This is a genomic window from Cohnella boryungensis (assembly GCF_042651945.1).
Classification (GTDB): domain Bacteria; phylum Bacillota; class Bacilli; order Paenibacillales; family Paenibacillaceae; genus Cohnella; species Cohnella boryungensis.
The window spans coordinates 1-24257 of record NZ_JBHSED010000004.1 but is presented as its reverse complement, the minus strand read 5'-3'; the positions used below and the strand labels follow the sequence as shown (position 1 = coordinate 24257).

Genomic DNA, 24257 nt, shown 5'->3' with positions numbered 1-24257 from the left:
AGAAAATTATGCAAAAAGCGCAAGAAGAAACGGCCCTCGGGTTTGCCTGAGGGCCGTTTCTTCTATGCGATGCAATTAATCCTGCGATTACTCTGCCAATTGAATGCGGATCGAAGACGCGCTAGCGTCCGGCTGGATTAGGAGGCCTTCTTTTGTCTCGGAGACTTGAGCGCCTTCCACAGACTGGATTGCAGGAATGCCGCGAAGCAAGACGCTCCAGTTGGTCGCATCGCCTTTCTTTGTCAGCGTGATTTGGCTGCCGCTTCGGGAGGCTTGAACCGCAAACTGTAATTCTCCTTGCAAGGTCGGCACGGAAGCGGCGGCGCTCGCTCCGTCTTGCAGGGCGAACAAGTGGAAGGTAACGCCGTCCGAATAGTCGTAATCCGGGCGAGTATCCACGTTGCCGACTGGAATCAGGCTGTTCTCCCGGGCATAGAGAGGCAGGCTGTAATAGTCGTGGCTATCCTTGCGCCAGCCGCCGCCTTGGACTTGTTCTCCGCTAAGGAAATGAGTCCAAGTGCCGCGCGGAAGGTAATAGATCGATTCCCCTTCCGGATTAAAGATCGGCGCGACCAGCAAAGCGTCTCCCAGCATGTATTGCCGATCCAACTGGTCCACTGTTGGGTCATCGCCGAATTCAAGCAGCATGGCACGCATCATCGGAATTCCCTGCTTGGAAGAGATTACAGATTGGCCGTACAGGTAAGGCATCAAGCGCAGCTTAAGCTTGGTAAAGAAACGCAGCACATCGACGGCTTCTTCGTCGTACAGCCAAGGCACTCGATAGGAGGTGCTGCCATGCAGGCGGCTGTGGCTGGACAGCAGGCCGAACTGTACCCAACGCTTGTACAGATCCGGCGGAGAGCTTTGCTCGAAGCCGCCGATGTCGTGGCTCCAGTAGCCGAATCCGGACAGGCCCAGCGACAGTCCGCCGCGAAGACTCTCGGCCATCGATTCGTAGGTGGCTTCGCAGTCACCGCCCCAGTGAACAGGGAACTGCTGGCCGCCCGCAGTCGCCGATCTTGCGAACAGCGCCGCTTCTCCTTTGCCCCGCTTTTCCTCCAACAATTCGAAGACGACCTTGTTGTACAGCTGCGTGTAGTAGTTGTGCATTTGATGAGGATCGGAGCCGTCATAATAAGCGACATCCGTCGGGATTCGCTCGCCGAAATCCGTCTTGAAGCTGTCTACGCCCATGTCGACCAGAGCGCCGAGCTTATCCTTGAACCACTGGCAAGCCGCCGGATTCGTGAAGTCCACGATTCCCATTCCGTACTGCCACAAGTCCCATTGCCAGACGCTTCCGTCCGGACGCTTCAGGAGGTAGCCTTTTTCCATGCCTTCGTCGAACAGCGCCGAGCGTTGGGCAATGTACGGATTGATCCAGACGCAGATTTTGAGGCCTTTGGCCTTCAGGCGCTTGAGCATACCGACAGGATCGGGGAATACCCGCTCGTCCCATTCGAAGTTGCACCATTCGTATTCCTTCATCCAGAAGCAATCGAAGTGGAATACGGCCAGAGGCAAATCCCGCTCGGCCATACCTTCAACGAAGCTGGTGACGGTTGCCTCGTCGTAATTGGTAGTGAACGAGGTCGTGAGCCATAGACCGTAAGACCAAGCAGGAGGCAATGCCGGCTTGCCGGTCAAGGAGGTATAGTTGCCGAGCACATCCTTCAACGTTTCGCCGCCGATAAGGTAATACTCCAGCGATTCGCCTTGAACGCTGAATTGGGTTTTGGAGACGATCTCGGAGCCGACCTCGAAGGAGACCAGTTCCGGGTGGTTGACGAACACCCCATAGCCGCGGTTCGTAACGTAGAATGGAATGTTTTTATAAGCTTGCTCGGAAGCGGTGCCGCCGTCCTCATTCCAGATATCCACGACTTGTCCGTTCTTGACGAAAGGCGTAAATCGTTCACCGAGGCCGTAGACTGTCTCTCCGACGCTTAAGCCTAGCTGCTCGCGGAAATGGTGAACGCCGTTCTCGCCCTTGACGTAAGCCGTGGCGCGCGTGCCGCTTCCGGTAAGCTTCCGGTTCCGGTACGTGTAGGTGATGCGCACGGGATGCTTCTTCGTAATCGTGACCTTCGTATCGCCGCTGGTCAAGCTGACGAATTCGTCGTTGTTCTCGATCTCGACCGGTACGTTACCCGTGTGGAGCAGATCAAAGGAGGAAGGCCCTTTGCGCGGGGAGCCTTTATGATGGTAGAACTTGGCCCGAATGATGTCCGGCGCCGGAGAAGAGAATTCCAGCGTCATTAGCGGCTCGTTCAGCGTATTGCCCCGAGTTTCCAGATGGCGATGCGTCGCGTATACCGTAATTGAATTGTTGCCGGGTCTTACGTCATGAACTTCGTAAGGGCTCAAGAGCTGGTATCCTTTGCGCGTCATCCAGTAGCCGTCAGTAAATTTCATTGCTTTCATCCCTTCTGATTTGTTCGATTAAGGAACGGATTGCATTATGTGCTAATGACATTATAATGATAATAATGATAAATTTCTTGCATTTTTGTGCTCCATACTAACAAAATTATGATAACGTGGTGAGAACAATGGACTTAAAGCCTCTGCGGGAGGATCGCCGGCACGGAACGCCGGAATTTCCGTTTGCGACTTACGAACAAGAGCGGATGTCCCATGCGACCGTATTGGATACCCATTGGCATGAAGAGGCTGAATTTATCTGGATGACCAGCGGTCAGGCGCAATTCCAGATCGGGATGCACAATTACCGAATCGGCACGGGTGAAGCGCTGTTCATCCCCAGCGGGGAAATCCATGGCGGCTATCCGCTGGAGGAGGAATCCTGCTCGTACCGAGCCATCGTATTTCATCCCGAGTGGCTGACCGGGTCGCGGGACGGAATTGCGGCGCAGTATTTGAAGCCGCTGCAACGGGGAGAGGCCGTCATTCCTTCCGAGTATGACGAGTTGACGCCATGGGGAAAGCTGGCCCTGCAGCGGTTAACCCATCTGTATCTGCTCTTCGAGTCGGAGGATGAAGCGAAGGAAATCCGTGTCAAGGCGGAGCTTTATTTGCTCTTCGCGGACCTGATCAGCGCCGGCCAATGGAAGCTTAAGGATCCTGCGAGCGTGATGGACACGCATACGATCGATCGGCTCAAAGCGGTCGTGGCCCATATCGAGAAGCACTGCGGTCTGCCGCTTAGCGTGTCGGAACTGGCTCGCGTGGCGGGAATGAGCGCCGGCCACTTCAGCCGCGTGTTCAAGACATTCATGCGCAAGACGCCGATGGAATACGTAAATCAGTTTCGGATTCGACAAGCGGCTTATATGCTGCAAAATTCCGATTTCTCGGTCGCTGAAGTCGCCCTTGAAGTAGGATTGTCCAACTTCAGCTATTTCAGCAAAACTTTTAAAAGCGTATATGGCTGTACACCCTCTGCCTATCGCAAAAAATTTAGGAACCTTTAAGGTTTATTTTCGAAATTCTGGTATAGTGAATGAATGTAATGGTTGTCTACAAATAAAGGGGGAAATTATTGGGATGAGCGAACGCAACGAGAACGATTTCAACGATAAGGAACAAGGCCTGACGAATGAAAGTTTGGAGAAGAGGCTGGAGAAAGGGGAAACGGGCTCGTCCCATGCGGAAGCGAACAACGGGCAAGGAAGTACCGTCGGAGAAGAGAGTCGGGTAATCAGCACTGCGGCCTCCGAGCCCGCAAGATCGTCGTCCTCGGGAATCGTGCCTTGGGCGATCGCAGTTATTGCCATTGCCGCGCTGGTCTTTGTTCTCTTCCGCAACACCACCGGCGGAACGATCAACGAAACGGTCGCCGAGATGGACGGCTTGGTGCTCAAGAAGTCCGACATCTACAATGAGTTGGCCAAGCAAGTCGGCGAAGAGCAAATGGGCACGATGATCGATAATATCGCACAGACGAAGATTATCGACATGGAGGTTGAGAAGGCCGGTATTGCGGTAACGGATGAAGAAGTTAAAAAAGAAGTGGAGAACATCCTGAAAATGTACGGCATGGCTTCCGAAGAGGATTTGGAGGCAGCCCTTGCACAATCCGGCGCAACGCTGGCGGAGTACAAGGACAATCAAATCCTGCCCGGCCTTAAGCTGAAGAAGCTGTTTGAAAGCAAGCACCCGGCTTCGGAAGAGCAAGTGAAAACCTATTTCGAGACCAACAAGGAAAATTTCGCGACAACGCCAAAGGAAATCAAAGCATCGCACATTTTGTTAAGCACTCAGGAAGAAGCGGAGGCTGTGCTTGCGGAATTAAAAGCAGGCAAAGACTTTGCCGAGCTGGCGAAGGAGAAGTCGATTGATCCGGGCTCCAAGGAACAAGGAGGAGACCTGGGCTTCTTCGGACGCGGCATGATGAATTCCGGCTTCGAAACAGCGGCTTTCTCATTGGCCAAGGGCGAGATGAGCGACGTCGTACAAGCGGAAAGCGGCTTCCATATCATTAAAGTCACCGATGTCAAGGAAGCGGTCATCCCTGAGTACGATACGATTAAGGAAGACGTAAAGCAGGCGTATTACGAAGAGAAGATGGCGGCCGAGGCTCAGACTTGGCTGGATTCGATCAAGACGGAAAGAAAATACGAAAATTTGGTTAAGAAAAAGGCGGAAGCTTCGGCGTCCGCAAGCTCTGAGCCGTCTGCGTCGGCAAGTCCTTCGGCAAGCCCATCGGCCAGTCCGTCCGCATCGCCCGCGGCTTCGCAATAAGAGAAGACATCAATGTTCCAACAGCTTGTCCGCCCGGAATTGCCGGTCGCGGACAAGCTTTTTTAAAGCAAACCTTAAGCCTTCCTTAAGAAGTGTTAAACGTTGGGCGATCGTGGGACAGAAGGCAAATGGATAAGTTATAGTGGAGAGAATAGCGTCAGACGGCCGCTTTGTCTTGGAGACTACACCGCAACTAAAGGAGCAATCCGTATGTCCAAATCTATTCTGATCGTAGACGATGATCGCGAGATCGCGAACCTGATTGATATCTACTTGCGCAACGAAGGCTTTGACACCGCACAGGCGCATGACGGGGAAGAAGCGCTAAGCTTGCTCTCGGACAAAACCTTTCACTTGCTTGTACTGGATGTCATGATGCCCCGTATGGACGGAATGGAGGTGTGCCGGCGCGTTAGGGAAACGGCATCCATACCGATCTTGATGGTCAGCGCTAAAGCCGAGGATATGGACAAGATTCTGGGTCTGATGACTGGGGCCGACGACTATGTCGTGAAGCCCTTTAACCCTCTGGAGCTTGTCGTACGGGTCAAGACGCTTCTGCGCCGCGCGTATCAATACGGCCATCAATCCGCCACTTCGGGCGAAGAGGACGGGATAATTAAAGTCAATGAACTTACGATCAACAAATTGACGCATTCTGCGGAAGTGGATGGCCGCTCCATTCACTTGACGTCCACAGAATTCGGCATCTTGTATTTGTTGGCCAGCAATCCGGGACGAGTGTTCAGCGCGGAGGAGATTTTTCAGCAGGTGTGGAAGGAAAAGTATTTCGAATCCAATAATACCGTCATGGTGCACATCAGCAAGCTTAGAGATAAGCTGGAGCAAGAGATGGGGCGGAAGCTTGTCACGACCGTCTGGGGGGTAGGCTACAAAATTGAAATCTAGCATTGCCTTTCGCATGATTTGGAGACTTGTCTGGCAAATTTTGCTGAGCTCGCTTCTATCCGTCATTACGAGTTATCTGCTGGTCATTATATTGGAAAGAATCACACGCGACAACTACAGCCAGCGAACGATATTGCTGGGGCTATATCGTACGTTCGGCGACACTCCCTTCATTATTCTCAGTTGCTTTATCTTCTTCATCATCTACATGATTTTGCTTAACTGGAGAAGGTTCAACTATTACGAGAAGCTGAGTCAATCCGTCGAGCATATTGCCTTGAAAGGCAATTTCGATGATGCCATCCCGGTTAAGCAGCGCAATGAGGTGACTCTGCTTGCGGAGAATATGAATTTGCTTGTCTTGGAACTCAAACGTTCCCTGGATGAAGAGCGCAAAGCGGAGCAGACGAAAAACGAGCTGATAACCAACGTATCTCATGACCTTCGGACGCCGTTGACCTCGATTATTGGCTATCTGGGATTAATCGAACAGGACCGTTATCGTGACGAGGTGGAGCTTCGCCACTATGTTCAGGTCGCCTATGCCAAAGCAGAACGCTTGAACGTGCTTATACAGGATTTGTTTGAATATACGCGCATGAGACATAATGTGATTCCGTTGCACATCAAGTCGTTTAACCTCGTGGAAATGATGAACCAGCTTCTTGTGCATTACCGCTTGTCCTTGGAGTCGGCGAAGATGAAGGGAAATTTGATTACGAACGTCACCGAGCTGCAGATCAAGGGAGATCCGGACAAGCTCGTGCGCGTATTCGAGAACCTGCTGTCCAATGCGATCTATTACGGATCTTCAGGCGGGAAGGTAGACATTTATTTGAACAGACAGAAGCAATCCGCAGTTGTAGAAATTGTGAATTATGGCGACGAGATTCCAGCGGCGGACTTGCCTTACCTTTTTGATCGTTTTTACCGGGTAGACAAGTCAAGAACCGAGAACAAAGGGGGATCGGGTCTAGGACTGGCAATCGCCAAAGGGCTGGTCGACAAGCATGGAGGCACGATCTCGGCGACAAGCGACGGGAATAGCACGAACTTTCGCGTCCGGTTGCCGCTTGCCGATGAGAAGGACGCTCCATCTTAAGGGAATCTTATGATTTGCTTTTCGTTTGTTTAAGCTGTTGTCCCTACAATGAACCTATGGGATCGTTCGTCGGGAGGGGAACTATGGAACGGAATATCACAGTACGCGAAGGGGAGCTCGACATGAGCGACTATAAGAATCGTATAGACCGGCTTAAATCCTTGGAAGTGCTGTGCTACTCGTTTTGCATTCATTTGTTAACCGAGGAGAGGCTTGCGTTAAGCGCCGCGAAGCTGGCGTTGTTGGATTTATTTCAAGATGAGCAATTGTGGGTATTGGACAACAAGGAGCGGGTGAAAAGGGTGCGGCAGAGATCGGTCGCCAGAGCGCTGGAGCAGCTGGCGTTGAGGAAGAAGACGGGCTCCGTCTCCGTTACGGGTTGACAAAGGCTCTGTTCCCTCGAAGGCGGGAGACAGAGCCTTTGTCCTCTGTGCAGAGGTAAGAGCTAATCCGTTTTTTTGTCGTCTTGCGGACGGTTGACATTGGCGGAAGCGGGTGCAGCTGGGCGTGGAGGACGGGGAACCTTCGGACGGAAACGCGAGGACAAGTAGTTGTGCTTGCGATCGCGGAAGAAAATCCAGCCTCCGATAAACCCGATTCCGATGAGGAACAATATTGCGCCCCCGATAAACATGCCCCAAGAGAAGCTTACGGCAGGCGCGTTCACTTCGCCGATGGTCGCGAAGTAATCGTATAATGCATCTTTCATGAGCAAAAAGCCGTAGGCCGCCGCAATTCCTGGAATAACAAGCAATAGAATGGCGATCAGCCGCTGAATGAGCAATTTCATTGGATGAAAGGCCCTCCTTCCAATCTCTTAATCATACTGATTTTCTGCAAGATTGTCCACGAGTGCCAACATTCGACTGGGTCATCCCCTATGATCCGACATCAAGCTATGGTATTATGACACAAGATAAATAGAGAGAAAGAGAGGGATTACAGGAAGTGGTTTTTTCCAGTCTGTTCTTTTTATACTTGTTTTTGCCTGTGCTTCTGATCGTTTATTTTGTATTCAAGAACACGACTTATCGCAATTGGGTTCTCATCTTGTTTTCCTTTACCTTCTATGCCTGGGGGGAGCCGGTCTGGATCGTATTGCTCCTGATCGCATCCATAATCGGTTATTTATTCGCATTAGGAATAGAGAAGCATAGAGGAACCTGGTTAGCCAAGGCTCAATTCGTAGTTGCTATCGCCGTTAATATCGGGATTTTAGGCTTCTTCAAATATGCAGGGTTTCTCGTTGATAATATCAATTCCGTGCTGCCGTTCGACATTCCTCGTCCGGAGATCAGCCTGCCGATCGGGATTTCGTTTTTTACGTTCGAGATTATTTGTTACTTGACGGACGTATATAAAGGAACCATCAAGGCGCCGCGGTCTCCGAAGAAGCTGTTGCTCTACGTTTCCTTCTTCCCGCACTTGGTTGCGGGTCCGATCATTCGATATTCGGATATCGAGCATCAGATCGACAATCCTCGCGTGTCGATGTCCGGCTTCAGCGAAGGAATCACCAGGTTTATGATCGGTTTGGGCAAGAAAGTTATCATTGCCAACTTGCTCGGCGAGAGCGTGGAGCTAATGCTGAATCCAAGCTCAGGCTCGGCCACCGTACTGGGCATCTGGTTTGGAGTATGCTTGTTCGCTCTACAAATCTACTTTGACTTCTCCGGCTACTCCGACATGGCGATCGGTTTGGGCAAAATGTTCGGGTTTAATCTTAGGGAGAACTTCAACTATCCTTACGTATCCAAGTCTGCCGGTGAATTCTGGCGGCGATGGAATATGTCGCTTGGAGGCTTTTTCCGAGACTATGTTTACATTCCGCTTGGCGGAAACCGAAGATTCTACTTGCGGAACTTGTTCGTCGTCTGGTTTCTGACCGGCTTCTGGCACGGCGCAAGCTGGAACTTCATCATATGGGGACTTTATTTCGGCTTGTTAATCTACCTGGAGCGGATGTTCCTAGGAAGATGGCTGGAGAAGGCAGGGGCCGTCGTCTCGCATGTGTACGGAACCTTAATGATGCTGATCGGGTGGGTGTGGTTCTACTTTACCGATCTGAAATCTGCGCTTAAAGCTTTGGCTACCATGTTCGGGCTGTATGATCGGGACTTGTACAATCTGGAGCTGCAAATTTATTTCAAGGAAAACTTATTACTGTTTATCGTGGCAATCATTGCGTCGACACCTCTGATGAAATGGCTGTTTACGCAATTGGCGGATTCCAATCCGAAGCTGGGTGTCGGACTCCGGGGTGTCGGCGTGCCGCTGCTAAACATCGCCATACTCATCGTCGCGACGATTCTGCTCATCGGCAGCACCTATAATCCGTTTCTTTACTATCGCTTCTGACGAGGAGGGTGACAATGAAGCTGCAAGTCAAACTGAACTTGATCCTGTTTTTGGTTTTCATCTTCGGGTTTGCCATCGTGAATCTGCTGAAGCCGCATTCGGAGAAATCCTCCAATCTGGAGCAGCGCGAGATTATGAAGCAGCCTGAATTTACCGTAGAGCGTTTTTTTGACGGTCAATATACGCGTGACTTCGACAATTACTTTGCCGATAATTTTGCTTACAGAACCTCGTTGGTTCAAGTCGGCTCCAGTCTGAAGGAGCTCAAAGGCTTCCCAGACGAAAACGGGGTTTCCATCGTCGTACAGGGCGGCGACAACATGGCGGGTGCGACGCCGGATAAAACGGGCGAAACCGGCGGGGGAGACAGTACCGTCACTGCGGCGAATTCCAGCCAATATTTGATCTTGAAGGATCGAGCTTTCATCGCCTTCAAATATTCCGCTGCAGCCGCAGAGAAATATGCAGGCGCGCTGAACCAGTTTCGCAAAGCTGTGGGCCCGGATGTACGCGTATACTCCTTGCTCGCTCCATCCTCGGTGGAATTTTCGGACAACAAGGACATTCAGAAGCTGTCCGAATCCCAGAAAGAAGCTTTTGCAAGCTTGAATAAGCTTCTGGACCCGAAGATCGGTCAAGTTGACGCTTACGGCGGCTTGGCTGCGCACAAGGATGAGTACATTTATTTCCGTACAGATCACCATTGGTCTGCGTTGGGGGCATATTATGCGTATGCCAAGTTTATGGAATCGCTAGGGGAGCAAGCGGTGCCGCTTGATAAATACAAGAAAAACGAGATTAAGGATTTCTTGGGAACGGCGTATAAGCAAACCTTGAGCGACAAGCTTAAAGCTCATCCGGACACGTTGGTTTATTACACGCCATTCACGAAATATACGTATACGATGCATACGTCGACCGATAAGTCCTTCGAAAGAAAAGTCGTCGATGCGAATTATGCCAAGAACAGCAGTACGTTCTACGCTGTATTCTTAGGCGGGGACTACGCTTGGGGCGAAATCAAAACCGATAACAAGAACGGAAAACGGATTGTTGTCGTTAAGGATTCATACGCCAATGCTTTCGTTCCATTTTTGCTGCCTCATTACGAGAAGGTGTATTACTTGGATCCGCGTCACTACAAAGGCAACATGGTTGATTTTATGAAAGAACAGAAAATTACCGACGTCTTGTTCCTGAACAATTCGACGGTCGTGAAAAATACCGGCCTCGCTCAAACTTTGATTGACAGCATGAATCGTTAATAGCCCGCAACAACCCCCGGACGAGGGTGTCATAACCCGTCGTTGCGGGGGTCTTTTTTGCTGTATCCCTTTTGCTCAGGAATGACGGCTCCGCTTGGTAAGGTCCTGCACAGATTTTCTTTTGCCGATATCCCCATCGGTCAGGAAGAATGTCATTGCTCCGTACACGCGGCCTATTGAATCAACGGCACTTTACCGCAACGGTCTGAGCGCAGCAAGTGAAGTGCAGTGCGAAGCAAGCTTAAATCCAAAACCACGCAAGTCAAGTTAATCCCAGAGCCTGAGGCAGAGGAGATTAAGGAAGTAATCCTGCGCGGATTGTCAGGTTGTTAGCTCGGTTATCCGGTTTGGCTAGCTGGCCGGGAAGCCCTGGGCGAACATCTGGTTAAACGTCGAGAAACTGTCGATCTTATGAGTTCCTTATAGGTGATGCGCTGAGAAGCTACACAATCCGAAAGCAGCTCATCGTATAGGGTATGACTAGGTCGATTGTAATAATAGCAAAATTGATTGAGATAGGCTTGTAGATGTTTCGGCCCAATACCGCGAAAAATGCGTCCTGCCCACCATGTAATATGATAGCCCATCCACGCCAAGGTTTGATTCATATTTTTGCCGTAACGACGCGTAAAGACGGTATCCTTAATAAACTTCGGCGCGACATGCTTATGTATAAACGGAGTAGGATCGGTACAGTCGTATTTGTCTCGGAGGTTAGCTTTTGATTGATGTTCGACGACGATCAGATCGGGCTCCTCGCTGCTATCGCCTGATGCTCCAACAAGTAGAAGCTGTTCCTGATTGTGCCACTCGAAAGTGGGGGTCAATCGTTTGCTATATAAGGTATCCGAAACCCGAACGATGCCCGATAAGAATCTGCCGGATTCCGCATGAGTCATGGCCCGACGGATTTTATGGCAAATAAGCCATGCCGTCTTGTAGGTCACCTGAATGGCGGCAGAAAGTTGGCGCGCGTTGACGCACCCTAGTTGCGTATGTAAGTAAATCGCTTGAAACCAGCGATGCAGCGGCGTGCGGCTTCCCTCCATGATAGTACCGGAAATGAGCGAGGTTTGGACCCGACAAGCGCGACACTCATATAACGGAAGGCGGCGTGTGGAGATCAGATAGAAGCGGGGATCGCCGCATTGCGGACAGCGGTATCCGTCAGGCCATTTGATGTCGAAGAGTGCCTGAAAACAGGCCCTCTCATTCGAAAATTTAGCGCAATAAGCTCCGAAATTATCGTTGTTGATTCTAAGGCTCATTCCATCTCCGCCTCCTCGAAAAGGGAACGTGTGTTCTTGTTTTATTTTAACAAACATACGTTCCCTTTGGCAAGTTTATTCGGAATTTTCTCCACTAAATTCTCCACTAAACCAACCCAATCGTCAGAAAATCCGGGGGTGTGAATTTTTCTGAGCGAAGGGGATATCGGCAAAATAGAAAAAATGTATGTCTTTAGTGTGCGAATCGGGGGAGAGGCGCTGAACCGCCGCCGAACTGGATGCGGGATCGCCTGAGAGGGGAATGGCGCTTTGCGCGCGGGACTTTGTTCAAGTCTTCAAAAAAAGGTACAATGGGAAAGTGAGCTTACATACGGAGGGGAAACTATGCCAATCGAAGTCGATGTCGCCATACTGGGCGGAGGGCCGGGAGGCTATACGGCAGCGGTAAAAGCGGCGCAGACTGGCCGCAGCGTGGCGCTGATCGAGAGGGACAAGCTTGGGGGGACTTGTCTTCACCGGGGTTGCATCCCCAGCAAAGCATTGTTGAGAAGCGCAGAGGTCTACGCCACAATTGGGAAAGCCGAGTCCTATGGAGTACAAATGCCGGAAGGCGCGCTTTCTGTGGATTGGAAAGCGGTGCTTAACCGTAAAGATAGCATCGTCGAGCAGTTGCACAGTGGGCTGAACGCGCTGATGAGACAGAACAAGATTCAGGTTGTGAACGGATACGGAAGAATAATCGGACCGTCCATCTTCTCGCCGAAAAGCGGAGCGATCGCCGTGGAGCTGGCGGATGGAGAATCGGAGACGATTGTACCGAAAAACGTCATTATCGCTACGGGCTCGCGCCCGCGCAGGCTGCCGGGGCTGGATTACGACGGGGAAACGATTGCAACGAGCGACGAGGCGTTGGAGTGGACAAGTCGACCTGATTCGATTCTCATCGTCGGGGGCGGCGTCATCGGAGTCGAGTGGGCTTCCATGCTCAGCGATTTCGGCACTAGCGTAACGATCGTCGAGACCGCGGATCGTTTGCTTCCGACGGAGGATAAGGATGTCGGGTCCGAGATCGCCAAAGCTTTAAGGAAACGCGGAGTCGTCATTCATACGAGCGCTTCATTGCAAGCCGATCAGTGCGTGCGTACGGATAACGGGCTAGAGGTCAAGGTGGTCGTTAAGGGGGAGGAGCTTCTTCTTCACGCAGAAAGGATGCTGGTGTCCATCGGCAGAATCGGCAATGTAGAGGGCTTGGGCCTGGAAAATACGGATGTGCAAGCCGAAAATGGATTCATTAAAGTGAACCCGCACACGCTGCAAACCGGCGAAGCTCACATCTATGCGATTGGCGACTGCATTGGAGGCGTTCAATTGGCGCATGCGGCTATGCATGAGGCAAGCGTTGCCCTCGACCATATTGCAGGCGTTAAGCCGTCTCGCGCAGTTGACCGGGACATTCCACGCTGTGTCTATTCTCGTCCCGAGGCAGCTTCTGTCGGATGGACGGAGGAGGGCGCGAAGGCCGAGGGGTATACGATAAGAACGGCGAAGCTCCCGCTGCGAATACTTGGAAAAGCATTGGTGTACGGAGAAAGCGAAGGCTTCGCCAAGGTTGTGGCGGATGCTGCGACGGGGGATTTGCTTGGCGTTCATCTGGCGGGCGCTCACGCGACAGAACTGATCGCCGAGGCTTCGTTGGCGAAGTTGCTCGACGCTGTGCCGTGGGAGATCGGACGGACGATTCATCCGCACCCGACGCTTTCGGAGGTTATGCAGGAGGTCATGCTTGCTTTGGACGGCAACGCAAACCATGGCTAATCTATAGGACAGGTATGCTCAACCCTAGGGGGAATCCCCGAGGCGCCAGCTTTTTATCCCTAGAGGGGAAAAATCGTCGGCGACTGGGGTTGGGCGTTTCTTTTTGCTTCCGAGGGGAGTATAATAGGACTTATCTTCAAGTATTAAGACCAGGTTATAAAACTAAACCAAAGCAGGAGGACGCGCCCATGACCCAAAGAGGTTCCGTCCAGCAGTCGCTTCGTCACGCCGAGCTTGGGCTTACGAACGAACGCGCAGTCGACATGTACAAGACGATGATGCTTGCCCGACGCTTCGATGAACGCGGGCAGTTGCTGCAACGCGCAGGCAAAATCAACTTTCATATTTCCGGAATTACCCAGGAGCCTTCCCAGGTCGCGATGGGGTTCGCGATGGATCGGGAGCACGACTGGTTTCTGCCCTATTACCGGGACTACGGGTTCGTGCTGGCGGTCGGCATGACGGTTAAGGAATTGATGCTGTCCCTGTTCGCCAAAGCCGAGGATCCGAACAGCGCTGGCCGCCAGTTGCCAGGGCACTTCGGGAGCAAGCGGTTGAGAATCGTGACGGGATCGAGTCCAGTCACGACACAGGTTCCGCATGCGGCGGGATTCGCCTTGGCGGCCAAAATGCGGAAGGAGCCTTCCGTGGCTGTCGTCTCGTTCGGCGAAGGCTCAAGCAATCAGGGAGATTTTCACGAAGGATGCAATTTCGCGGGCGTTCACCAGCTTCCGGTTATTTTCGTGTGTCAGAACAATCAATATGCGATTTCGACGCCGATGTCCAAGCAAACGCGCGGACGCATCAGCGATCGTGCGCTCGGCTACGGGTTTCCGGGCATTCAGGTAGACGGAAGCGATACTCTGGAAGTGTATCGGGTGTTCAAAGAGGCGCGCGAACGCGCGTTGGCGGGCGAGGGGCCGGCGTTGGTCGAAATACTGACATACCGGGTTACGGGGCATTCGAACACGGACAACGATATGACTTATCGTACGAAAGACGAAGTAGAGCGGAACAAGGGCAAGGACGGCGTGTTTGAATTCAGGAAGTATTTGATAGATTCTGGTCTTTGGTCGGATGAAAAAGAAGAGACGCTCCAGAAGGAAATTCGCGCGATGCTTGACGAAGCGACCGAATATGCGGACAAGGCGCCTTTCCAAACGACGGAGGATGTCTTCCGTTACGTCTATGCGGAGGAGAGCGGGGAGGACGAAACATGCCGGTAATTGAATATATCGAAGCGATCAGGCTCGCGATGAAGGAAGAAATGGAGCGGGATGGCGAAGTATTCATCCTAGGCGAGGACGTCGGCCTCAAGGGCGGAGTGTTCGGTACGACCAAAGGGCTGCAGCAGCAGTTCGGAGAGCTTCGAGCCTTGGACACTCCGCTTGCGGAATCCGCCATCGCCGGCGTCGCAATCGGCGCGGCGATGGCCGGGATGAAGCCGGTGGCCGAAATGCAGTATTCGGATTTTATGTTTCCAGCGACCAATCAGATCATTAGCGAAGCGGCCAAAATCCGCTATCGTTCCAATAACGACTGGGGGTGTCCCGTCGTCATTCGCGCTCCGATCGGCGCGGGCGTTTTCGGCGGACTTTATCACTCTCAATGCCCGGAATCGGTATTTTTCGGAACTCCCGGCCTGAAGATCGTGGCCCCGGCTACGGCTTACGATGCGAAGGGTCTTCTGAAAGCGGCGATAAGGGACCCGGATCCCGTTCTCTTCTTCGAAAACAAAAAATGTTATCGCCTTATCTCCGACGAAGTGCCGGAGGAAGAGTACGTCGTGCCGATCGGAAAGGCGAAAGTGATGCGCGAGGGCGAGGATTTGACGGTTATAAGCTACAGCATGCCCCTCCACTTCGCGATGCAGGCCGCAGAGGAATTGTCTAGAGAGCACGGGATCGAGGCGCATATTCTGGATTTGCGGACGATTCAGCCGTTGGACCGTGAAGCCATTCTAGAGGCGGCGTCCAAGACAGGCAAAGTGCTGATTGTGCACGAGGACAATAAAACGGGCGGAGTTGGAGCCGAGGTAAGTGCGATCATCGCAGAAGAGCTTCTCTACGACCTTGACGCTCCGATTCGCCGCTTATGCGGTCCAGATGCGCCGGCAACCACGTTCAATCCTCCAGGCGAAAAGCATTTTATGCTGAACAAGGAAAAGCTGAAGTCGGCGATGCTTGAGCTAGCGCGTTATTGAGCGGGTTACCGGATTTGGAGAGGGGAATAGTACCAAATGGCTAAAAAAATAGTTGAAATTATGATGCCTAAGCTCGCGGAATCCCTGGTATCCGCGACTGTCGACAGGTGGCTGAAGCAGCCTGGAGATACGATAGACATGTATGAGCCGATCTGCGAGCTTATTACCGATAAAGTCAATGCGGAGCTGCCATCCACGGTAAAAGGAAAGCTCGTCAAGCATCTTGTCGGGGCAGGCGAGACAGTGGAGGTGGGCGCACCGATCTGTCTTGCGGAAGTCGAAGCGGAGTCGGAGGGGTCTGCCAAGACGCAGGATCATGGCTCTCCTGCAGCACCGATAGCCGATTCCGCCATAGCACGGCCAGCGACGACTAACCTGCCCGCAGCCGGATTCGACGCAGGAGCCCCGATGAGGCATCGTTACTCTCCTGCAGTGCAGCGTCTGGCAGCCGAGCATGGCATCGACCTTGCCCGGATTCGCGGTACCGGGGAAGGCGGGCGAATTACACGCAAGGACGTGCTGGAAGCGGCGTCTTCCGGGAATGTGCCGTCTGCCGCGGCTCCCGTCAACCCTGCATCTGTTCCCGCCGCCGCAACTGTACCGATCACGCCGATGGACCCGAAAATTCCCGTTCGTTCATCGGGGATTCACCTGTCTGAGTCCCCGCGAATTCCGTCCATCGAAGTGGAAGGCCAGGAATTGCCCGGTCGCGGCGAGTATTTCATCGATGTGACGCCGGTTCGCAATACGATCGCAACACGAATGCGCCAAAGCGTAAGCGAAATCCCGCACGGCTGGATGATGATTGAAGTCGATGTAACGAATCTCGTTCTGCTGCGCAACAAGCTAAAGGGCGAATTTCATAATCGCGAAGGCATCAATCTGACCTATATGCCCTTCATGATCAAGGCCGTCGTTAACGCGATCAAGGACTATCCGATCATGAACTCCGTATGGGCTGTGGACAAGATTATCGTAAAGCGGGACATTAATATTTCGCTATCTGTCGGAACGGAGGATTCGGTCGTCACGCCGGTCATTCGCAACGCCGATCAGAAAAACATTTCGGGACTCGCCCATGAAATCGATGATCTTGCCAGACGCACCCGCGACAAGAAGCTCAAGCTGGACGACATTCAAGGCGGAACGTTTACGGTAAACAATACGGGGTCCTTCGGCTCGATTTTGACCCAGCCGATCATCAATTACCCTCAGGCGGCGATCATTACGTTCGAATCGATCGTGAAGCGGCCGGTCGTCGTCAACGATATGATCGGCGTTCGCTCCATGGTGAACCTCTGCTTGTCTCTTGATCATCGTATACTGGATGGCGTAATCTGCGGCCGTTTCTTGCAGCGAGTCAAGGAAAACCTGGAAGGGTACAATCTGGATACGAAAATCTATTGAGGTCGGCGGTTAACCCGGCGTATCGCCCAGGCGATGCGTCGGGTTTTCTTGAACGAACAGATGAGCTACAATAATGGAGGAGCTTGCGGGAAGGAGGGTCTCATAGGTGAGGAAAATGGAACACACATGGCTGTCGAGGCTGAAATACGGGGAAGCCTGGGAGCTCCAGAAGAAGCTCGTCAAAGAAATTGATCGTCAGGACCGAGAGGATACGCTGCTGCTGCTGGAGCATTCGCCGACTTACACCATCGGCACGGACCGCCATCCCGAGCACTTGCTGTATGGCAGTGAAGAGCTGGCTCGCAGGGGAATCGAGGTTTTCGAGATTGATCGCGGAGGGGACATAACCTATCACGGTCCTGGACAACTGGTCGGATATCCGCTGCTCTATTTGGAGGCCGATGGACTCGACCTCCACAAATACTTAAGGAATCTGGAAGAAAGTATTATCAAGCTGCTTGCCGAATACGGCATACAAGGCGGCAGGAAGCCCGAATATACCGGCGTTTGGGTCGGCGACAGGAAGGTTGCCGCAATCGGCGTCAAGTTCAATAAAGCGCGAACCCGGCGCGGCTTCATCACAAGCCACGGGTTTGCGTTTAACGTGAAGAAGAACGTGGAAGCGGACGGCTTTTCGGGCATTGTCCCATGCGGAATAGCGGAATACGGAATCACGTCGCTGGAAGCGCTGACCGGAGCCGAGTTAGGCGTGGCAGAGATCGGAAGACGCATTCTTCCTCATTTTGCGGAAGTATTCGATTACCCGATCCTTACTGAATCAAGCTTCCTAGGCTCATCAGCAGGGTAGAGACGAGCATCACCGCCAGAGTGGTATACACGACGATCTTAAAAAGGCGTTTATTCATGATTAACATCCTTTCAATATAGGCTTGTTTACACCCATATTGTAACGAATACAACGTCAGGAGGAAAGCGAATATGGTCGACAAAGAACGGCTATTGGCCGAATTTATGGAATTGGTTCAGATCGACAGCGAGACGAGGATGGAGGCGGAAATCAGCAAGGCGCTGATCGCGAGGTTTGAAGCCTTAGGACTTCAAGTCACGGAGGATGACGTGGCGGAGACTATCGGCCATGGCGCAGGCAATTTGTTTGCGTGGCTGGATGCGACTCCCGGCCAGGAAGCCGTGCCTGTGATTTTGTTCACTTCTCACATGGATACCGTCTCTCCGGGCAAAGGCATCAAGCCCCGTCTCGATGAGGACGGCTACATTCGCAGTGACGGGACAACGATTCTCGGCGCGGACGACAAAGCCGGATTGGCAGCCATGTTCGAGGCGCTGCGCGTGATCCGGGAGAACAAGCTGCCTCACGGCGGCATTCAGTTCGTCATTACGACCGGCGAAGAATCGGGGCTGATCGGCTCACGTGCGATGGACGGCTCGCGATTGCGTGCGAAGTTCGGCTATGCGCTGGATTCCAACGGAGAGATCGGAGCGATTGCGGTATCCGCGCCGACGAATTCCCGACAGACGATTACGATACGCGGAAAGGCCGCCCACGCCGGAGTGAATCCGGAGGACGGAATCAGCGCCATTCAGGTTGCATCCAAAGCGGTATCCCGGATGAGGCTCGGTCGTATTGACAGCGAGACGACGGCCAACATCGGTCGATTCGAAGGCGGCGGAGAGGTGAACATTGTCACCGACAGGATTCGTATCTACGCCGAGGCTCGCAGCCAAGTTCAAGAGAAGATGGACGCCCAGGTTGAGTCGATGCGCGAAGCGGTAGCCAGCGCGGCACGAGATTACGGCGCGGAGTTCGAGTTCGAATCGACCACGATCTACCCGGCCTATTCTCACGACGATCGGGATGAAGTGGTGCAAGTCGCGAAAGCGGCGATCGAGGCGATCGGGCTTACGCCTCGGACATTCTCGTCCGGCGGGGGAAGCGACGCCAACATGTTCAATGGCAACGGCGTGCCGACCGTAAACCTGGCTGTCGGCTACGAGCATATCCATACGACGAAGGAACAGATTAAAGCAGACGATCTGGCGAAGACGGCAGAGCTTGTCCTTGCAATCGTAAACGAGACGCTGAATCGCTAATGAATCGGCAAGAGGGCAGCGCCGCGGCCTAGGCTGCGGACAGCTGCCTTTTGCATAGGACGCTTTTCTTTCCCCATTAAGCAGGACGGATTAGGGCTTTAAGGAGAATTCTTTGCGGCTAGCAGGCGGGCGAGTGTCGTATGTCCCCCGTGATTTTTTTTCGTTTGACGAAGAGCATGGCGAATTTCCCAAGCTTTGCCCACCAACCGCAGCTTGCTGGGGGATTGATACTTTTTGAGCATCCGACATCAGCCTCCCGATAGTGTCGACTTCCTGCGGCGGCGTGTAGCCACTGCTGGACAAGCTTCCCTTTTACGTTGAAGGTATGCGCGGAAGAACAAGAATAGCACTGGAGGAATGGTTATGAGTGAAAAAAACGGTGCGGTACCCCATCCGTTCCATGAAGAAACGCTGGAAAGCAAGCCGATATTCCAGGGCCGCATCATCTCTCTGCAAGTAGATACGGTTCGCCTTCCCAACGGAGAGACGGCGACAAGGGAAATTGTCCGCCATCCCGGGGCAGTGGCTGTTGTCGCCCTAGTCCAGGGCAAGATGCTGGTCGTGGAGCAATTCCGCAAGCCGTTGGAGAAGATGCAGGTAGAGATTCCGGCAGGCAAGCTGGATGCGGGAGAGGAGCCGCAAGCAGCGGCGCTGCGCGAGCTGGAGGAAGAGACGGGTTACAGGGCGCGCAGCATCCGCCATCTGCATTCGTTCTCTACTTCGCCAGGGTTCGCGGAGGAAGTGCTGCATCTGTATTTCACCGACGACCTGGAGAAGGGGGCGGCGCACCTGGACGACGATGAGTTTCTGACCTGCGAGGCGATTACGCTTGAGCAGGCGCAGGCTTATATCGCGGAAGGCCGAATTTGCGACGCCAAAACGCTGCTGGCCGTCTACGCGTGGCGGATGTATACGATGACAGGCTCGTTCTGAGATGCGTATGTCTGAACCGCAGCCTGCCGAAGGATTGTCACCGTTTTTCGCCGATCTGCACGTGCATATCGGACGAACGCAGGAAGGGCAGGCTGTCAAAATCAGCGGCAGCAAAAATTTGACTTTTCGTCAGATCGCCCGAGAGGCTTCCGAGCGCAAAGGGATCGAGCTGATTGGGGTAATCGATTGCCACTCACCAGCGGTACAGCGGGAAATTATGAGCTGCCTGCACTCCGGCGAGATGGAGGAGGTTGCCGAGGGCGGTATCCGTTATCGGAACACGACGATTCTGCTGGGCGCAGAGATGGAGGTCAAGGAGGAGGGGGGCGGTCCCTATCATCTGCTGGGCTACTTGCCTAATCTTCAGGCCATGCAAGAGTGGACTGCCTGGATGTCGCCTCGCGTGACCAACATTCAGCTGAGCTCCCAACGTATCCGCGTCACCGGCCGCGAGCTGCAGCGGGAGTTAACAGCGCGTGGGGGGCTGCTGATTCCCGCGCATGTGTTTACTCCTCACAGAGGGCTGCTGGGCTGCTCCGCAGACCGGCTTGCCGATCGACTCGACCCGTCTGGAATCGCAGCGATTGAGCTTGGCTTAAGTGCCGATACGGACATGGCCGGACGCTTGTCCGGGCTCGATGCATATCCGTTCCTTACGAACTCGGATGCTCATTCCCCCGCGATGATCGGCAGAGAATGCAACGAATTGGTTCTGCGAATGCCTTCCTTCAAGGAGCTTGGCAAAGCGCTCAAGGCGCAGGAGGGTCGCGGAATTCTCGCAAATTACGGTCTTCACCCGGAGTTGGGCAAATATCACGGAACCTCTTGCGCAAGCTGTCATCGCGTATTGTCGGGTGCCGACGAGGCTTTATCCGCTTGCCCGGACTGCGGAAGCAAAAGGATTACGCGAGGCGTAGCCGGCCGCATCCGGCAGCTGGCGGATCGGCCTCCATTGTCGGGACATGTCGCGCGACCGCCTTATCGGCCGCAGGTACCGCTCTCTTTCTTTCCGGGCATCGGTCCGGCAAAACGCGACAGGCTATTTGCAGAGGTAGGGACGGAGATGGACGTGCTTCATCGCATCTCTCCCGAAGCGATAGCCGCCGTAACAGGCGAGAGGATCGCCGAGCTCATTATGGCGGCGAGATCGGGGCGAATCGAATTTACCTCCGGAAGCGGCGGAAGCTACGGCAGCATTCGTCAATCATAACCAAGCCTTGTCCATCATACACTTAGGCACAGGAGCCAGAGTGAGTTGGACAAGGGGGACGTTGAAGCCGTGAACTTCCGGATATGGAATTTGTCGACACGTCAAAATCTTAATCTCTATGTGTTCTTGGGTGTTCTGGTCGTCGTCGGGGCGATCTTCGGAACGCTGCTGGTCAATGCATTGACGCTGGAGCAGCAGCAGGAGCTTGCGGACGAGCTTGGCGTCTATATGGCCAGCATGAAGGACGCAAGCGAATTCTCGCCCGGAACGGCATTTCGGGATAGTTTTCTGTTCTACGGCAAATGGCTGTTGCTGATCTGGTTTTTGGGTCTCTCGGTCATAGGGGCGCCGCTCGTGCTTCTGCTCGATTTTCTCAAGGGCGTACTGATCGGCTTCGCGGTTGCCCTAATGGCGCAGCAGTTGGCCTGGAAAGGCGTGTGGTTCTTCCTTGTCGCGGCCGCGCCGCAAAATGCCGTCGTCATTCCGGCGCTGATGGTCGCGAGTCTATCCGCAGCACGCTTCGCTTATTTTGTCGTGAAGGAGCGGCTGTTCCGGCGTAAAGGCCAACTGCTGCCTCCTTTTATTGCGCACACGGCGGTAACGCTCGCCTTGTTGCTGCTGTTGAGTTTTGTTTCGCTTTATGAGGCTTTCGTGTCGCCGGCACTTCTGCAAAAAATCGCACCGAGCGTCGCGACTCAAGAAAATCTCCCCTTATCTTCTATTTTTTGATATGAAGTTTGACTTCATCTAGCAGCTCATCCTATAATGGAAGGAAGTGCACCAGCTACCGGAGGGGAAACTATGGAAGCCCGCATTGAAAAAATTAAACAGCAGTTGCAGTCTCAGGGCTACAAGCTGACTCCGCAACGGGAAGCGACGGTTCGGGTGCTTCTCGAAAACGAAGAGGATCACTTAAGCGCTGAAGATGTATTCATGCTCGTCAAGGACAAAGCGCCCGAAATCGGTCTAGCGACCGTTTATCGTACACTTGAGCTGCTCAGCGAAATGCATGTCGTGGAAAAAATGAATTTCGGCGACGGTGTTGCGCGTTACGATCTGCGCACCGATAGCAACAAGCATCATCACCATCATCTGATCTGCGTGAAATGCGGTTCCATGACGGAGATCATGGAGGACTGGCTCGGTCCGCTCGAGGAACGCCTCGAGAAAGAGTACCGCTTCAGCGTATTGGACCATCGCTTGGATTTTCAAGGCGTTTGCGCCAAATGCCAAGCGAAAGAGTCTGAAGAATAAAGACAAGACAGCTGCGACTCCCTAGCTCTAAGGCAGGGAGTCGCAGCTGTCTTGTGCTTTCGAGAGGACTATAGCAGCTTCTGAACGAACTTCTCAATCTTCTCCGGCGTTACCGTTGGGGCAAAGCGCTTAACGACTCGGCCGTTCCGATCGACAAGAAATTTCGTAAAGTTCCACTTGATTGTCTTGGACCCGAGAAATCCGGGAGCGGCCTTCGTCAGATGACGGTAAAGGGGATGGATTTCGCTGCCTTTCACATCAATCTTGGCATACAGGGGAAAGCTGACGCCATGGTTGAGCTGACAATGCTCCGCGAGAGATTCTCCTTCCAGCGGCTCTTGATTGGCGAATTGGTTGCTTGGGAAGCCCAGCACGGCCAAGCCCTGATCCGCATACTGTTCATGCAGCTTCTGCAGGCCTTTGAATTGCGGAGCGAATCCGCACTTGCTGGCCGTGTTCACGATGAGCATCACTTGTCCTTGGTAGGTGGACAAGTCCGCAGATTCGCCACGGTTTGTTTTGACTGGAATATCATACAGCGACATAAAAGGAAGCCTCCTTGACAGCGAATTTAATTTCCTTTGATGAATCGATATAAATTTAATTGTATACAATATAAAATAAAAGTCAATCCTTTGACAGAATAACAAGGAAATGCTATAGTAAGGCGATTAAATTGCATGCAATTTACTTGGGTTATCCATAAGGAAAGGGGGCTCGAAATGGATAACGATTCCATCTTAAAATTAGACAATCAGCTTTGTTTTACAGTGTATGCGTGCGCCAGGGAAATCACGAAGCTGTATCACCCACTTCTGAAAGAGCTGGGCCTAACCTATACGCAATACGTCACGCTTCTGGCGCTGTGGGAAGAAGATCGAGTGACGGTCAAGCATTTGGGTCAACGCCTGTTTCTGGACTCCGGAACCTTAACTCCGCTTCTAAAGAAGCTTGAGCATATGTTATTGGTGACGAGGGCTAGAGACCCTCAAGACGAGCGTAGCGTAATTATCGCATTGACGGAGAACGGCATTCGTCTGAAGGAAAAGGCCAGGGATATTCCAGCCAAGCTGTTCTGCCAAGCCGGGGTGACCCCGCAGGAAGCGGAGGCGCTGAGGAAACAAATCGCAGAAATGCTGGAGAAAGTGCAGAGGATATCCTCTTAACAGTTATACGAAGACAATAAAACCTGCTCAGGGAGGCAAATCTACATGTCCATTTATTCATTTACAGCCCGTAAAGCTAACGGAGAGACAGTGAAATTGAGCCAATACGAGGGCAAGCCTGTGCTGATCGTCAACACCGCCAGCGAATGCGGGTTTACACCTCAGTATGCCGAGCTGCAAAGCTTGTATGAGCAATACAAGGATAAAGGGCTGGTCGTGCTGGGTTTCCCCTGCAACCAGTTCGGTGGACAGGAGCCGGGAACCTCGCAGGATGTCGAGGCGTTCTGCAGCTTGAATTACGGCGTTACGTTCCCCATCTTCGAGAAGCTGGAGGTGAAGGGATCTCAGGCTGATCCGATTTTCGAGTACTTGACGAAGGAAACCGGCGGGGAGATCAAGTGGAACTTCACTAAGTTTTTAGTGGATTTGGCAGGCAAGCCGGTAAAGCAATACGATTCCGCGGTTAAGCCGCAAGAGATCGCGCCGGATATCGAGCAGCTGTTAGCCTAACAAAGAAGGGAGACCCCATCGAGGCCACTGAAGAACTTACGATTTTCTAGTAAGACTTAGCTATGAGTATAAAAAATGCGACATCTATTCCAGTTATGGGAATAGAGTCGCATTTTTTA

General features: G+C 52.8%; 24 protein-coding genes and 1 pseudogene. 19 read left to right on the top strand and 6 right to left on the bottom strand.

From position 1 onward, the window contains the following. Positions 1-87: 87 nt before the first annotated feature. Positions 88-2418, bottom strand: coding sequence for an alpha-xylosidase (gene yicI, locus ACFO1S_RS04005; protein WP_204604380.1), 2331 nt, complete (start codon positions 2416-2418; stop codon positions 88-90). Positions 2419-2555: 137 nt separating this feature from the next. Between yicI and ACFO1S_RS04000 the strand changes: the two genes are divergently transcribed. The 5 genes from ACFO1S_RS04000 to ACFO1S_RS03980 all read left to right on the top strand — a co-directional run bounded on the left by ACFO1S_RS04000 (position 2556) and on the right by ACFO1S_RS03980 (position 7101). Then, positions 2556-3437 (top strand): helix-turn-helix domain-containing protein, encoded by an 882-nt coding sequence (locus ACFO1S_RS04000; protein ID WP_204604379.1) that lies wholly within the window; start codon positions 2556-2558, stop codon positions 3435-3437. A 73-nt stretch (positions 3438-3510) separates the two neighbouring features. Next, positions 3511-4707 (top strand): peptidylprolyl isomerase, encoded by a 1197-nt coding sequence (locus ACFO1S_RS03995; protein ID WP_204604378.1) that lies wholly within the window; start codon positions 3511-3513, stop codon positions 4705-4707. A gap of 210 nt (positions 4708-4917) precedes the next feature. After that, positions 4918-5616 (top strand): response regulator transcription factor, encoded by a 699-nt coding sequence (locus ACFO1S_RS03990; protein WP_204604377.1) that lies wholly within the window; start codon positions 4918-4920, stop codon positions 5614-5616. After that, on the top strand, positions 5606-6718 hold the full coding sequence (locus tag ACFO1S_RS03985) for a sensor histidine kinase (protein WP_378126308.1): 1113 nt from the start codon (positions 5606-5608) through the stop codon (positions 6716-6718). Before ACFO1S_RS03990 ends, ACFO1S_RS03985 begins: the two co-directional genes overlap by 11 nt. 83 nt (positions 6719-6801) lie before the next feature. After that, positions 6802-7101, top strand: coding sequence for a hypothetical protein (locus ACFO1S_RS03980; RefSeq protein WP_204604375.1), 300 nt, complete (start codon positions 6802-6804; stop codon positions 7099-7101). A gap of 62 nt (positions 7102-7163) precedes the next feature. Here the strand turns inward: ACFO1S_RS03980 and ACFO1S_RS03975 are convergent, their stop codons facing one another. Beyond that, on the bottom strand, positions 7164-7508 hold the full coding sequence (locus ACFO1S_RS03975; protein WP_204604374.1) for a DUF2627 family protein: 345 nt from the start codon (positions 7506-7508) through the stop codon (positions 7164-7166). 158 nt (positions 7509-7666) lie between these two features. Here ACFO1S_RS03975 and ACFO1S_RS03970 point away from each other — a divergent pair, with 158 nt between their 5' ends. Next, positions 7667-9076, top strand: coding sequence for an MBOAT family O-acyltransferase (locus ACFO1S_RS03970; RefSeq protein WP_204604373.1), 1410 nt, complete (start codon positions 7667-7669; stop codon positions 9074-9076). Between the two features lie 14 nt (positions 9077-9090). Next, positions 9091-10341, top strand: coding sequence for a DHHW family protein (locus ACFO1S_RS03965; RefSeq protein WP_204604372.1), 1251 nt, complete (start codon positions 9091-9093; stop codon positions 10339-10341). Between the two features lie 338 nt (positions 10342-10679). Here the strand turns inward: ACFO1S_RS03965 and ACFO1S_RS03960 are convergent, their stop codons facing one another. Further along, the gene (locus ACFO1S_RS03960; RefSeq protein ID WP_204604371.1) at positions 10680-11609 is read right to left on the bottom strand and encodes a transposase; all 930 of its coding nucleotides are present in this window, start codon (positions 11607-11609) and stop codon (positions 10680-10682) included. Positions 11610-11954: 345 nt separating this feature from the next. On the opposite strand from ACFO1S_RS03960, the gene lpdA reads away from it, so the two are divergent. The 5 genes from lpdA (at position 11955) to lipB (ending at position 17803) form a co-directional block, all read left to right on the top strand. Next, positions 11955-13385 carry a dihydrolipoyl dehydrogenase gene (lpdA, locus tag ACFO1S_RS03955; RefSeq protein ID WP_204604370.1) on the top strand — a complete coding sequence of 477 codons (1431 nt, stop codon included), beginning with the start codon at positions 11955-11957 and terminating at the stop codon, positions 13383-13385. Between the two features lie 188 nt (positions 13386-13573). Then, positions 13574-14611: a thiamine pyrophosphate-dependent dehydrogenase E1 component subunit alpha gene (locus ACFO1S_RS03950; RefSeq protein WP_204604369.1), complete on the top strand. Its 1038-nt coding sequence runs from the start codon at positions 13574-13576 to the stop codon at positions 14609-14611. Next, entirely contained in the window at positions 14602-15588 is a 987-nt protein-coding gene (locus ACFO1S_RS03945) for an alpha-ketoacid dehydrogenase subunit beta (RefSeq protein WP_204604368.1), read from the top strand. Before ACFO1S_RS03950 ends, ACFO1S_RS03945 begins: the two co-directional genes overlap by 10 nt. Before the next feature lie 36 nt (positions 15589-15624). Continuing rightward, positions 15625-16995: a dihydrolipoamide acetyltransferase family protein gene (locus tag ACFO1S_RS03940; RefSeq protein ID WP_204604367.1), complete on the top strand. Its 1371-nt coding sequence runs from the start codon at positions 15625-15627 to the stop codon at positions 16993-16995. Positions 16996-17110: 115 nt separating this feature from the next. Then, entirely contained in the window at positions 17111-17803 is a 693-nt protein-coding gene (gene lipB / locus ACFO1S_RS03935) for a lipoyl(octanoyl) transferase LipB (RefSeq protein ID WP_204604480.1), read from the top strand. On the opposite strand, the gene prli42 is transcribed toward lipB, so the two are convergent. Further along, entirely contained in the window at positions 17766-17861 is a 96-nt protein-coding gene (gene prli42, locus ACFO1S_RS03930) for a stressosome-associated protein Prli42 (protein ID WP_204604366.1), read from the bottom strand. The genes lipB and prli42 overlap by 38 nt on opposite strands. A gap of 73 nt (positions 17862-17934) precedes the next feature. Between prli42 and ACFO1S_RS03925 the strand changes: the two genes are divergently transcribed. Next, on the top strand, positions 17935-19065 hold the full coding sequence (locus tag ACFO1S_RS03925; RefSeq protein WP_204604365.1) for a M20/M25/M40 family metallo-hydrolase: 1131 nt from the start codon (positions 17935-17937) through the stop codon (positions 19063-19065). A 149-nt stretch (positions 19066-19214) separates the two neighbouring features. On the opposite strand, the pseudogene mciZ reads toward ACFO1S_RS03925, so the two are convergent. After that, positions 19215-19307, bottom strand: a pseudogene (mciZ, locus tag ACFO1S_RS03920) (Z-ring formation inhibitor MciZ); the annotation flags it as partial. Positions 19308-19428: 121 nt separating this feature from the next. Here mciZ and ACFO1S_RS03915 point away from each other — a divergent pair. The 4 genes from ACFO1S_RS03915 (at position 19429) to fur (ending at position 22462) form a co-directional block, all read left to right on the top strand. Further along, the gene (locus ACFO1S_RS03915; protein ID WP_204604363.1) at positions 19429-19998 is read left to right on the top strand and encodes an NUDIX domain-containing protein; all 570 of its coding nucleotides are present in this window, start codon (positions 19429-19431) and stop codon (positions 19996-19998) included. A gap of 1 nt (position 19999) precedes the next feature. Continuing rightward, positions 20000-21208: an endonuclease Q family protein gene (locus ACFO1S_RS03910; RefSeq protein WP_378126305.1), complete on the top strand. Its 1209-nt coding sequence runs from the start codon at positions 20000-20002 to the stop codon at positions 21206-21208. Between the two features lie 45 nt (positions 21209-21253). After that, positions 21254-21937 carry a stage II sporulation protein M gene (gene spoIIM / locus ACFO1S_RS03905; RefSeq protein WP_378126303.1) on the top strand — a complete coding sequence of 228 codons (684 nt, stop codon included), beginning with the start codon at positions 21254-21256 and terminating at the stop codon, positions 21935-21937. Between the two features lie 72 nt (positions 21938-22009). Further along, positions 22010-22462: a ferric iron uptake transcriptional regulator gene (gene fur / locus ACFO1S_RS03900; RefSeq protein ID WP_204604361.1), complete on the top strand. Its 453-nt coding sequence runs from the start codon at positions 22010-22012 to the stop codon at positions 22460-22462. A 68-nt stretch (positions 22463-22530) separates the two neighbouring features. Here fur and ACFO1S_RS03895 read toward each other — a convergent pair whose 3' ends face one another. Further along, entirely contained in the window at positions 22531-23007 is a 477-nt protein-coding gene (locus ACFO1S_RS03895) for a glutathione peroxidase (protein WP_204604360.1), read from the bottom strand. A gap of 177 nt (positions 23008-23184) precedes the next feature. Here ACFO1S_RS03895 and ACFO1S_RS03890 point away from each other — a divergent pair, with 177 nt between their 5' ends. Next, positions 23185-23628 (top strand): MarR family winged helix-turn-helix transcriptional regulator, encoded by a 444-nt coding sequence (locus ACFO1S_RS03890; RefSeq protein WP_204604359.1) that lies wholly within the window; start codon positions 23185-23187, stop codon positions 23626-23628. 45 nt (positions 23629-23673) lie between these two features. Next, entirely contained in the window at positions 23674-24138 is a 465-nt protein-coding gene (locus ACFO1S_RS03885; RefSeq protein WP_204604358.1) for a glutathione peroxidase, read from the top strand. Positions 24139-24257 lie beyond the last annotated feature (119 nt).